This window comes from Clostridium sp., assembly GCF_026168755.1.
In the GTDB taxonomy this organism is placed as follows: Bacteria; Bacillota; Clostridia; order Clostridiales; family Clostridiaceae; genus Clostridium.
Map to the genome: position 1 here is coordinate 92,723 of NZ_JAPFDR010000004.1, position 12,965 is coordinate 105,687.

The following is a 12,965-nucleotide window of genomic DNA, read 5'->3' on the forward strand; positions in this document are numbered from 1 at the left end:
TTTATCTACATAAATTTATTATACTTCTATCTTAGTCTCCATAAATTTAACTTTTCCATTCCAGTGATATTTTATAGGAAGTACTACCTCTTCCCCCTGCCTAATAAGCTCATAAATAGCTAAACTCTTGACACTTTCATAAGTTCCCCAAAGAACTTGTGAATTAAGAACATAATCTAGCTTTAAGCTTTCAATAAGCTCAAACATATATCCAATATTTTGATCATCAACACCTGCAAAAGCTTCATCTAGTGCTATTATTCTAGGACAATCCTTCTTGTCTGCACCATTATATCTAGCATTAACAGCTGCAAATAATGGAATATACATTGCCATAGCCTTTTCTCCACCTGATAATCTAAAGAAGGCATTATCTGTTAATTCTTTTTTAGGTTCTAATGATTTTGAATACCATAATTGAAAATCAAACCACTGTCTATAATCTAAAACATCACTTATTATTCCTTGATAACTTCTTATAGTTCCACCTTCTTCAGCAATTCTTTTTTGCTTCTTTAAGCTTTCTTTAAAGTGATTTGCTACCTTCTCTCTTTGTTCATCCCCCATAAAATCTGGTGTTCCTAATATTTTAGTAAGCTCTCTAATATCTAATTCTTCCTCACTACTTGCCTTTTTAGGTATCCACTTTAAACTTAATTTAAATTTATTTGATGTATTCATGTCTTCCATTAATTTATTAATTTGATTAACCCATGAAGTTGCCAAGTGTATTTTAGCATTTATTTTAGTGCTTAATGTATTAATTAATGTATCTTCAAATACTTCTCTTTCTTTATCACTAATTAATAAATTTTGCACTTCTATGGTATCATTTAATTCTTCAACTAAAGAATATATACTAACTACTTTCCTGTTAAATCTAACTTTTAGATCTGTTCTTACTGCCTCTGATAATATCTCATTTATCTCTTCGTCTTCACTTTCATCATAATTATCAAAAATATCTCCAGAACTTAAAGAATAATCACCTAAATCACCTTTAAATTTATTATAAACATCAAATAATTTTGATAATGTATTTTCCTTTTGAGATATATTGAAACTTTCGTAATTTTTCATCATATATGTTACTGCTTCTTCTACTGTAAGGTTATCTACTTCTTTTATATATTTTAAGTTTAATTCATTTTCTAAAACTTTAGTATAAACATCTAATATATTATTTTCTCTTGTAATTTTCTTTTCAAGAACTGAAAAGTTATTGAATAAGCCTTTTATTTTTTCATCTGCTCTTACAATATTTTCTTTTATATTAGAAATCTTCTCTGGATATAAATTAATTATATTTGTAACTTCAGCATATTCTTTTTCAAGCTCACCTAAATTTAACTTTAATAAAGTTTCTTTTAATGAATTTATAGTATTCATCTTATAATCTATCTTATCTTTTACTATTAATAAATCACCATAAATTGAATCTATATCTTCATTTAATTCCTCTATAATTTCCTTGACTCTTTTTATATCAGATTTTTTATGTCTTAAATTTGTTACTTTTTCCGATAAATCTCCTATAACCTTGCTATATTCAGTAATATTTTTAATAGCATTATCATAGCTTTCTTTATTTTTAGGAATTTTTATATATTCAGTAGCTTTGAATACCTTAACTTTTAATTGCTCTAACTCATTTTTTACTTTTAATAACTTTTCCTCTAATGAATTTAAAGTTTTTTCTAAAACCTCTAATTGATTTTTGGTTTCATTTATAATTTTAATTCCAACTTCAATATCATTTGTTTTAGGGAAATTATCTATTTCTTCTTGAAGTTTATTTAACTTTTCTTCTGTAAATAATATTAATTTTTCTGTATTATTTAACTCATCTTCTATAGATTCTTTTTTAATATTTAACTGTTCTACTTTTAGTTTTCTAAAATTCTCTCTTGATTCTAAACCTATATATTTTAAATCATAACTTTTATAAGAACCACCATTTATTATTCCTATTCCAAAACTTAAATCATCTTTAATAAATGTATTATTTTTATTGTTATTATCTATGGATATACTTTTTAATATTTCTTCTACTTGACTTTTATATTTTCCAACAAAAGTGTTGTTTTCTAATATTAAATCATCTTTAATACTAGATATTTCTTCTGATTTTTCAGCAAATATTATTTTATATTCATGTCCTTTTAAACATTCTAATGAATTTTCTTTATACTCTAATGGAATAATAAGACTATTTAATATTCCCATATTAAATAAACTGCCTTCAATATTAATTTTTCTTTCCTCTGATATTCCCTCATTAAAGTTTATACATTTATAAAAACTTTCAAATGGTATATTATTATTACTTAAAATCTTTTTACAATTTTCTATATCTTCTGTATCTTCTATTATTTCTTTAGAATTCTCTATTGCTAAAATTTCGTTATTTATATTATTAATATCTTCTTGTAATAATCTTTTTTTATTTTCTAGTGTAATTTTATTTTCAAAAATATTACGTCTAATAGGCTCACTAACTTCTTTAACAATATTTAATATATTGCTACAATTAGATATTTCCTTAATATCATTAATTTCTTTAAATAAATTTACTAATTGTTTTTCATCTATATTAAACTCTGTAACTTTTCCTAAATATTCATTAACCTCTTCTATATATTCACTTTTTAAATTTGTTAAATATTCAATTGATTCTTTTAACTTATTTTCTACAGATTCAGCTTCTCCCTTTTGGAAATCTCTTTGCTCTTCTATTGTATTAAATTCTTTTTTGCAATTATCAAACTGTAAAATTAGGCTATATGCTTCTCTAACTAACTTATCATACTCATTAATACTACTTCTTATATCTTCAAAAATAAAATTATCATTCTTTAAAATATCCTTAAATCCAAAGTCTTCTTGAATATAACTTTCTTCTCTAAAATATTCTTCATCATCTAATAACATCTTTATTTCATTTATTATATGACTAACTTCTAAATCTAAATTTTTTATTTCACTATCTCTTTTTATTTTATCATCATTTTTCTTATTATATTTTTCTTGATTTTTATCACGATCATTTACTAATTCTTTTAATTCTTCTTCAGCTTTACATAGCTTATCTCTAGCATTAAAGCCTTCACTATTTTTTAAAGCCTCTTCTTTTATTTTTGCTGAATTTAATTTATTTATATATGCCTCAAGTTCACTCTTATTATTTTCAATATATTTTAATATTTCTTCTTTTTTTAACTTTAAATTTTCTAAATCTATATTTAAATTTTTAACTTGATTTTTTTTACTATAATAATTTCTACTTTTATTATATAACTCACTTAAATTATATCTATTAAAAGAATCTCTTATTTTTATTGCCGATTCTTTACTCTTTTTTAATTCTTCAAGCTTATTATTAAGACTATCCATATTATCCATAGCCTCAGACATAGTTCTTAAATCATATTCTGATAATAAACTTAATGAACTTTTTAATATTTCATATATTACTGTTGGTTTAAAATCTTTAGATAATTTAGGACTTCTTACTTGTATTAATAAATTTAATAAATCTTTATAACTATCTATATCTGAATATCCAAATAAATGCTCATTAACCTTTTCCATATATTCTTTAGGACTTGTTGTATATATATTTCCTTCACCTAAAGCATTCTTAAACTCTTTATCTGTTAAAGCAAACTTCTTTCCTTCTCTTTTTTTATAAAGTTTAAGCTCTTTATTAATCCTTCTTCCATCTTTTAATATGAAGTGCCAACAATCTAATTTTTTCCCTCTTCTAGCTCTAAAGCCTATTCCAATAGTTAAGTATGTATTTGAAGATGGTTTTACAAATTCCATATAAAGATATGCTATCTTATCATTTTCTTCTTCATTTAATAGTAAATAATTTTCTATTTTTCTAGCACTTGATCCAAATGGATCTAATCTACTTGGTCTTTTATCTCCATCTAATAATAGTGGAATAAAACTTTGAGTAGTTACTGATTTACCACTACCATTAGTTCCTCTAAAAATAATTTTCCCATTTGATAACTCAAATTCTTCTTCATCGTAATACCAAAAATCAAATAACCCAAACTTATTTGCAATCCATCTATCACTCATCTTTAGCCTCCCCTTTATAATCCTCTGGATATTCACCTAAAACTTTCCCAATAATAGGCATAAGTATAGTAAAATCATTTTCTTCTCTTATCATAGAAAACTCTCTCATAAAGCTTCTTATTATGTTTATAAAAACTTGTTCACTTGCATCTCTTAATGCCTTTGTAAATCCATGACCATGAGTTTTTCTTACTTCAATAATAAATTCATCAAACTCCGAATTTTTCATAACAACAATATCATTGTCTTCCTTTTTAAAATCTCCTGATTTTATTCTGCTTCTTACTTCTTTATTAATAAATAAAACTACTGCACTTTCACCTTTTTTATTTGGAAAAATATCTTTAATTTCATTTGAATTTTCTAAAACTGCTAATGTCCCATTTTTATGAACATGAATATCCCAGCCTAAATTTTCTTCAAAAGCACTTCTAATAAAACTTCTCTTACTTTTAATATAATCATAATCTCCATTATCATTTTCATCATTATATACAATAGGTGATAAAAGTAATCTTCTAAAAACTCTATTTTTTCTAACTGTTCCTAAATCCCTACTTATTCCTGAAAACTCATCACTTAATAAATCTTCATAGCTTTGACTATCTTCTATATCTTTATTAAACCTTCTTACTATATATCTTGATAATCCTGTACTTTCGTATAAAATATCTCCAGTTTCACTTTTTGAAAATTCTTCTTCACTGCCATCATTCTTTTTAATTATTCCAATATCTATAGCGAATTTCATAACCTTTATTAAACTTTTCCTATTTTTAAATATAGTCCATTCAATCTTTTCATCTGGATAATTATGTTCTATATATTCTGTAATACTAGATAAAATAAATTGCTCTTCCTTATTTTTATCCTCTAAAAATGTAATTAATAAAATAAAAAATATATATTCCTTAATTTCTGTAAATTCACTTATCCCCATCCATTCTTCTGGAACTCCTGGAATCTTTTCAAGTTTTATAAAATCATCTTTTATAATTATGTCATAAGCAAGATTATCATAAATAAAATTTTTATATTTATCTATATTATCTTTAACATCATAATATAGTTCTTTATCTCTCTCTTTTAATATTAAATAGTTTTCTAATAAATCAACAAAATTCATTCTTTAAACCTCTTCTTTAAAAATAATCTCATAAGCTGGCATAATAAATGCTCCATCTTCGCACTTTAGAGTTATTTTTTCTGTTTCATGCTTATTTACTACCTTGTAGTATCTTCCATATTCATTCCTTACCCATTCTTGATCTTTTTTGTTTAAGCTATAAGATAACCAAGTTAAAAATATTCTTCTTTCTTCTGCTGTAATATTATTCAGTTCTTTAAATGCTAATCTATTATTTACAATATTACTTTCAATAATTTCTTTTTCTCTTTGTCGCATTTCTAATATTTTCTTAGCCATAACTTTTTTAGCTTCTGTTTTTTCCTTAACTGAATTTCTATTAGCTGTTTTTGCTCTATATCTATTACTTGGTTGTACTATTATTGTTGTAGCTTTTTCTTCATATATTCCACTATTAATATTTTCTGTTTCTCTTTCAATATCACAACCTATATGTTTTGAGGACATTACTCCAAAAACTACTGATGATAATTTATGTGCTTCATTAATATCTACACATTTATTAAACATCTCAATTAAACTTTTATATTCTCCCTTCCTACTTCCCCCTGAAGTTTGCATTTCTACTATTTGCAAAGCATATCTTGTTATTTTTCTAATAATTTCACTAGTACTTTCTAAAAGATTATCAGCCATGGAAATATTGCCTAAATTTCCAATAAACCATTCTCTCATGCTTAAGTATCTTCCATAATGTAATTCATAGCTTTCTTTTTCATCATAATCCATATCTAAAGCAATATTTTCTTTTTTATACTTTATAATATTTTGAACAATCCACCTAATTTTAGCTTCTTCATCATTAATATGTCTTAATAAATACTTTATGTTAGGTACATTTATTTGTAATCCCTTAATAAACTCTCTTAAATATTTTATAAAGCTTTCTTTAAATATTAAGAACTCATTAGTTTTTAGTAATTCCTCTGTTTTAGGGGAATAAAATTTGCTAATATAATCTTGATAGTTTTCATTTAAATGCTTAAAATCTCTATTTAACATTTCCCACCATGAATATATTTTACTACTATCAAATTCTTCAAGATCCTTTATTTGCTCTAATGTTTCTTTAAATCTTTCAATTAGTGAAATTTCTAATGATCCCCTAGATGTTTCTTTGATATTTTCAATTTTTATTAAAGTTCTTTCTAATTCAATAGTTGTTGTAGATAATTGATATGTAAATTTCCTATTTTTAAATTCCTCTAAAGTCCTAGTTCTTGCTGTATCCTGCACAGCAATAAAGTTACCCCAAGTTTCTAGAGCATCTAAATCTTGTTTTAAATCATCTAATGTATATTCCTCAAATCCATTAATTTTTTTAATATCCTCAAAAATTTCTTCTTTGTACAGTGAATACTTCATTTTCTCATATTTTTTATATGCAATTCTTATTATTGCTCTATATCTAAATGTGTTTCCCGTACATAAATATGATGCTTCTGTAATTTTCTTAGTTGTTTTCGAAGTAATATTTAACATGCTTATATATTATAACCCTTACCTTCCTTAATTTGTTAAATCTATTAATATTATTCTACTATAGATAACAATTTTATTCGAATAATTATTCACAAAAACTAAAACTTCTTTTAAAATATAAATAAAAATACATAGGAGAGATTATATGAATAACCTAAAAATACGTAATGCAAAAATAAATGACATAGAAAAAATATTAGAAATTGAACATGCTTCCTTTGATAAAAATATTTGTGAAGATAGACAAGTATTTATTGATAGAATTGAAAGCTTTAATGATGGTTTCTTAGTTGGCGAATATGAAAATGAGATAATTGGATATATTTGTTCTGAAATATGGCCATATAATGAAAATCTTAAAGAAAGTGATTTTTTATTAAATCATTCTATTAAAGAAAGTCATAAAACTAACGGTAATGAATTATATATATCATCTTTCGCTATTTCACCTAAAGCAAGAAAATATGGAATAGGTAAAATACTATTTAATTACTTAATTGATAATGTAGATAAATTAGTTAAAGAACCTAAATCTCTTTTATTAGTAGTAGCTGAAAATTGGACATCCGCTAGAAATATATATATCAAGAATGGATTTCTTGAAGTTTGTACATTAAAAGATTTTTTTGATTACGGTGATATTGAACCATTTAAAGCTGATGGTATAGTGATGAGAAAGTTGTTATTATAACTCATATGCCATTAAACTTTGCTATATTTGATAGTAATACTGCTTATGAAGTAATATCAAATTTCTCTAATATTAAAAAATATCCTATTTGGCAGCCATTAATTAGATATAGTAATGGCTGCCAAATAGGATAGTGAAAATAGTAATATTAAATTAATATATTTCTTTTAAACTTATTTTTAAATCACTAAAAACAGTACTTACATAATCATCATCATTTTTATATACTTCTGAAATAACATATTGATTATCTACCAATGAATACTGTATAATCTTACCACTTTGTTCTACAATATTATATTCTTCTACTTTAAACTTTTGGTATACTGCAAGCTTAGTTATATAATCATGAGATGCAGTACTTTTAGAAACTACTTCAAATATAATTTTCGGAATTGAAGTAAAACTCTCACCTTTTCTAGTAGCATTCTCACACATAACAAAAATGTCCGGTTTATATTTATATATTTCATCTTTATTTTGAAATATTACCTCTATTTGTTCATCAAAAGGCTCACATTTTGATCCATTGAAGAAACTATCTAATTTAGCTAATATTTTTCTCTTTATTCTATTATGCTCAATAGATGTACTTGAAGTTAGAAATATTGAACCATTGTCAAACTCTGCTTTACCATTAAAATTTTTTTGAATTTCTTCAAATTCTTCTTCAGAGTATCTATAATCCTTAATAATATCCATTTTACCTCTACTTACTCCCTTTCTTCATTTATTTTATTATAACCTAAAGGTCTATTTTCTTAAATATATAATTAATTGGCTAGCATTAAATAAATTTTCTAAAATTTATACAACTTTTACATTATCCAATATAAAGTTCATAATTTCCTCTTCAGACTCAATATCACCTTTTATAGGATAACTATTCTTTAATTTTTCAAATTCTCCTAATACTTTATCTGCTTTTTTCTTATCCTTTAATACAATTAAATTATAAACATACATAAGCCTTTTTCTTGAAATATAACAATCAGTTATTTTTATATAGTTTCGTAACTCTTTTGTATAAAGCTCATCCACCTTTTCCATATTTCCATTTAATATTTCATAAAACAATAATTCACACTTTATTTCATTTTCATATAGCTTTATAATATTAGGAGCACTATTTAATATATTTTCATAACATTCTTTTGCAAGATTAAAATCAAGTTTATCTTGATAATAATTTGCCTCCATGATCTTTAAAAATGTCACAAGATGATTATTTAAATCTGCTTCCTCTTTTACATGAAACCACTCTATTGGCATGTCCTTAAATCTCATTCCTTTAGACAAAAGTCCATTTACCTTAAGTTGAATATAAAAACAATATTTTATAAACTTATCTCTTGAAATAGACATTGTATTATAACCATCATTAGAAATTCCACCAAGCTTCATTGGAATTCCATTACTTATAACACATATCACTCCTATTAAAATGAACTCACTTAACATAACTTTTATATATTGATTAGTATCTACTAAGATTAATATTAGTAAGCATATAATAGAAGCTATAAAGTTCATTAATATCCCACCTAAATTGTATAAAACATAATTTATCTCTTCATAATTATTAGTTTTTGGCATCATTAAACATTGACCACCAGTACCTTTAATCTTAAACTTTTTTAACTTAAATTTATCCTGATCTTTTACTATAGTAATACTACCAACCCTAAAAGATATAAATTCGTACCCAGATAGTAATCCAAAAATTAAGTGTCCGGATTCATGTATTATAATTTGAATGATAAATGCAAAATAGAAAATAAAAATATATAATACAATTGTAAATATAGACATTTCAAAGGATAAACTAGATTTCTCCATTTTTTCTCCTAATAAAAACCCTCCAAAAAAACCTAGTAATAGTATTACTAAACTAAAGCAAATATAAAATATAATCTTTTTACTACCTTTTTTCTTTTCTCCCATGTTTTCCTCCTAAACCACTACATATTACAAAGATTAAAAAGCTCCTGAGCCTCCTCCACCTCCAGGCCCTGAGTCTCCTCCACATCCCCCAGTGAAATCTCCTCCCCCGAAAAAGTTTCCTCCACCACTATCATCACCACCATTAGTGAAATTATTTGAAGAACTTGGTGGATTTGCTATATGTAGTGCATCATTAGCCATATTATCAAACATTGACATGTATAGTAAATAATTATTCATGTACATATAATCTGAATCGCTAAAAGAATTAATATTGTCATTAGTCTTAGATGTTACTGAATCTATAATTTCTTTTAATTGACTTTCTTTTACTTCTAATGCAGAAGCATAAATAATAGTCAAATCACTTAATGAATCATTACTTTCACCATTAAAATTATATATATTTTTCAAATACTTCTTATAAGCATTCCATTTACACTTTTCATTATACCAATTATTTTCAAGAATATTTTTATTTCTTATTTTAATATAAAACCCTATATTTTCTCCATCACTTCTAACCTTTATTAGCCAATAATTTAAATTATCTATAAATCTTTTAGCTCTCATACTTGAAGAAAGTGAACTCTTTATTTCTCCAATAGAAAAACGTCCAGCGACTTCATAATCCTTAAACCAATCTAATAGGAAATTTAAGTGACTATATTCACTTTCCTTATTATAATTAGTTCTAATAAATACTAAATCATTAATATCTTTAGTTGTTTTTTCTTCTATTCTATAATAACCCTTATTAACTAAATAAAATAATGTTATATTTAACATCTCTTTAGATACAACTTTTTCATTCATTAATAAATTTACTAATGCTGGTGGTAAATCTGATGGTGGCTCCATAATAAATTCTTCTTCAGTAAATTTACCTTTTGCTCTATATTCACTAACTTCTTTATTAAACCCTCTTCTATCCATTGCAAATGCTGCAATAACTACACCTATTATTGCAAACACTGTTATGGCAAGGGCAATATCTTTATTATTTTCTTCTTTTCCATGGTAATTAAAATCTTCCATTATATAATTATCTTCATAGCTTTCAGGTGATATCTCTTCAACTATTGATAAATATTCTTTCTGAAATTTTAAATCTATACCTATTAAAGTAGTTAGATTTTTAAAATTAATATCTATAGAATTTTCTGTATTATAAGCTGTAATATCTCCATCTCCATATATGTCATAACTTAAAACCTCAGTAGAGAAACTTGTATCTTTTAAAATAATTTTAAGAGTACCTTCTTTAACAGAATCAATATTTTTAACGTTATAGAAGTTCCAATATAACTGTGAATAATCAGTATACTTTTTTGCTGCACCTTTTATAGTGTAATTTAAATTAATATTTTTAATTTCATTGATACTTTTGCAAAATAGTTTAATTTGTATTGAGTCAGAACTTTCTTTTATCTCATATGTATTATTTTCTTCATTATATCCCTCTGTAGCTTCTATAATATTACCGGAAGAATCAATTATTGAAACATTATTAATTAAATATTCATCTGTTCCATTTAAGTTTAAATTTCTATAAATCCCATTGAACTCTCCATCAAATCTATACTGTAATATCTCATTTACTACTACATCACCATTTGGAAGTATTTGTGCATTAATGTTTAGATTATCAATAAAGTACTCTCTATTATCTGCCAATGCACTTTTAGGTGATATTAAAACAAAGATAATAGTTAAAATTGTAAGTAGTTTTTTCATCCTTATCCCCCTTTTTATTTTAATTATACCATATTTAGCTTTTATTAGTTTTAAATAAAAAATTCTAGCTATTATTTATCAAATTTTATTAAACTTTTTTATATAAGAAAAGCAGGTATGAAATTTAATTCATACCTACTTTTTACTTATATTCTTAATTTTTTTATTACTAATTAACTATTAAAAGTTAACATCTATGGTTTCATCTGCTTCATAATTAAAGAAATCAAAATCTGCATAATGTTTATGAAGCACTCTATCAGCACAAGTAATTCCTACAAAAGTACCAGTAAATTCACCATACTTACAGTACTCATCTGAAAACTTAGTTGTATCAAATACCTTTCCTATTTTGTTATAAACTTCTCCATCATAACTCCACTCAAAATAAGACTGACGCCCTTCTACTTTTAAACGTAAATATATAGGAGACTCATCAACAGGTATTCTTGTATTTAAAAACTCTGTTTTTTCACCATTTTCAAGATGAATTATAGATAAAGCACTTTGTCCTAATGTTTCACTATAATATTTTCTTAAATAAATATAGTTCATATTATCATAATATATGATAAGCCCTGCACTATGTTGATGTACTTCTGGCTTAAATTCCATTTTAGTAGTAACAGTTGCATAAACTGATGTTAATTTTCTTGCTAAAATACTTACCTTATTTAAAGAACACCTAGATTCTTGCCCCCTAATTCTTACATATCCTGGCCTTGCTTTAACATCTGCAAATGATGAAGGAATAATTCTTGGAGCATAATATTGAAGTCCAAGCTCTTCACTATCAAAATCATCAAAATCAGGTATTTCTGGAACTTTATATTCTGGCAGCTTACTTTCTTCTACATATTCCTTTGCTAAATTTGAACCATCAGCCATTCTTAACCATCCATCATCTGTCCATTTCATTTTTTGAATTGCAGTTTCACGTCCAAGTGTACACCTTAATTCTGGTACAAATGGTCTTGCTGTTAAATGTACCATATAAACTTCACCTAATTGAGTTTCAACATAACTTCCATGCCCTGATTTTTGAAGGACTGATTCTGGATTAAAGTACTTTGGTTTTAAATGGTCAGGATCATGTCTTTCATAAAAATCTCCTGGTATAGATGTTAATATTGGATTTGTTGGATCTCCTTCATAAGGTCCCCAAACATTCTTAGCTCTTCCCATAGTTACACTATGACCATATCCTGTTCCACCTTCTGCACACATTATATAATAATAATCTCCACGTTTAGTTAAGTGTGGCGCTTCTATACAACCTCTATCTGTTCCACCAGACCATATTCTCTTTGGATATCCTACTATTTCCTTCTTTTCTTTAGAATACTCAACCATACATATAGCTCCTGGTTTTTCATAGCCCTCTCTTGTTTCCCATTCTAATGAAACAATATATTTTCTTCCATCATCATCATGTAATATTGATGCATCAAATCCTGATGAGTGAATATAAACTGGTTCACTCCAAGGTCCTTTAATATCTTTTGCCGTAATTAAGTAATTATCCACATCAAAATATCTAGCATTCATAGAGTTCATTACTCCATAAACTACATAAAATAAATCCTCTTCTTCACAATATGTTAAGCATGGTGCCCAAATCCCCTTAGCTGATGGTAATTTTTTTAAATCTACTAAACTATCATCAGTCAATACATGGGTATAAAGCTCCCAATTTTTTAAATCCTTTGAGTGATATAATGGAATTCCTGGAAACCATTCAAAAGACGATACTGCCATATAATAGTCTTCACCTTTTCTACAAATACATGGATCAGGATTGAAACCTGGCAATATTGGATTTTTAATCATAATAAATTCTCCTCCTATTTATCTTATACTTTCATACTCTAT

The 12,965-nt window shown here is 25.4% G+C and carries 8 protein-coding genes; 1 reads left to right on the top strand and 7 read right to left on the bottom strand.

Features of this window, described 5'->3' with window-relative positions:
• Positions 1-18: 18 nt before the first annotated feature.
• From Q0Y03_RS03050 to Q0Y03_RS03060, 3 genes are read right to left on the bottom strand one after another with little or no spacing between them, the layout of a single operon-like run.
• On the bottom strand, positions 19-4,092 hold the full coding sequence (locus tag Q0Y03_RS03050; protein ID WP_297712365.1) for a TIGR02680 family protein: 4,074 nt from the start codon (positions 4,090-4,092) through the stop codon (positions 19-21).
• Positions 4,085-5,218 (bottom strand): TIGR02678 family protein, encoded by a 1,134-nt coding sequence (locus Q0Y03_RS03055; RefSeq protein ID WP_297712366.1) that lies wholly within the window; start codon positions 5,216-5,218, stop codon positions 4,085-4,087. Before Q0Y03_RS03055 ends, Q0Y03_RS03050 begins: the two co-directional genes overlap by 8 nt.
• 3 nt (positions 5,219-5,221) lie before the next feature.
• On the bottom strand, positions 5,222-6,721 hold the full coding sequence (locus Q0Y03_RS03060) for a TIGR02677 family protein (RefSeq protein ID WP_297712367.1): 1,500 nt from the start codon (positions 6,719-6,721) through the stop codon (positions 5,222-5,224).
• 145 nt (positions 6,722-6,866) lie between these two features.
• Here Q0Y03_RS03060 and Q0Y03_RS03065 point away from each other — a divergent pair, with 145 nt between their 5' ends.
• Positions 6,867-7,412 carry an N-acetyltransferase gene (locus Q0Y03_RS03065; protein WP_297712368.1) on the top strand — a complete coding sequence of 182 codons (546 nt, stop codon included), beginning with the start codon at positions 6,867-6,869 and terminating at the stop codon, positions 7,410-7,412.
• Positions 7,413-7,565: 153 nt separating this feature from the next.
• Here the strand turns inward: Q0Y03_RS03065 and Q0Y03_RS03070 are convergent, their stop codons facing one another.
• The 4 genes from Q0Y03_RS03070 to Q0Y03_RS03085 form a co-directional block, all read right to left on the bottom strand.
• On the bottom strand, positions 7,566-8,114 hold the full coding sequence (locus tag Q0Y03_RS03070; RefSeq protein ID WP_297712369.1) for a Uma2 family endonuclease: 549 nt from the start codon (positions 8,112-8,114) through the stop codon (positions 7,566-7,568).
• A 105-nt stretch (positions 8,115-8,219) separates the two neighbouring features.
• Positions 8,220-9,356, bottom strand: a complete 1,137-nt coding sequence (locus Q0Y03_RS03075; protein WP_297712370.1) for a site-2 protease family protein — start codon at positions 9,354-9,356, stop codon at positions 8,220-8,222.
• Positions 9,357-9,389: 33 nt separating this feature from the next.
• The gene (locus tag Q0Y03_RS03080) at positions 9,390-11,093 is read right to left on the bottom strand and encodes a DUF2207 domain-containing protein (protein ID WP_297712371.1); all 1,704 of its coding nucleotides are present in this window, start codon (positions 11,091-11,093) and stop codon (positions 9,390-9,392) included.
• Positions 11,094-11,273: 180 nt separating this feature from the next.
• A complete protein-coding gene (locus Q0Y03_RS03085; protein WP_297712372.1) occupies positions 11,274-12,923 on the bottom strand; it encodes a glycoside hydrolase family 43 protein in 1,650 nt (549 codons plus the stop codon).
• Positions 12,924-12,965: the final 42 nt, after the last annotated feature.

Coding starts and splice junctions, on each gene's coding strand:
- Q0Y03_RS03080 (WP_297712371.1), bottom strand. CDS start 11,093: ATGAAAAAACTACTTACAATTTTAACTATTATCTTTGTTTTAATATCA.
- Q0Y03_RS03070 (WP_297712369.1), bottom strand. CDS start 8,114: ATGGATATTATTAAGGATTATAGATACTCTGAAGAAGAATTTGAAGAA.
- Q0Y03_RS03075 (WP_297712370.1), bottom strand. CDS start 9,356: ATGGGAGAAAAGAAAAAAGGTAGTAAAAAGATTATATTTTATATTTGC.
- Q0Y03_RS03055 (WP_297712366.1), bottom strand. CDS start 5,218: ATGAATTTTGTTGATTTATTAGAAAACTATTTAATATTAAAAGAGAGA.
- Q0Y03_RS03065 (WP_297712368.1), top strand. CDS start 6,867: ATGAATAACCTAAAAATACGTAATGCAAAAATAAATGACATAGAAAAA.
- Q0Y03_RS03060 (WP_297712367.1), bottom strand. CDS start 6,721: ATGTTAAATATTACTTCGAAAACAACTAAGAAAATTACAGAAGCATCA.
- Q0Y03_RS03085 (WP_297712372.1), bottom strand. CDS start 12,923: ATGATTAAAAATCCAATATTGCCAGGTTTCAATCCTGATCCATGTATT.
- Q0Y03_RS03050 (WP_297712365.1), bottom strand. CDS start 4,092: ATGAGTGATAGATGGATTGCAAATAAGTTTGGGTTATTTGATTTTTGG.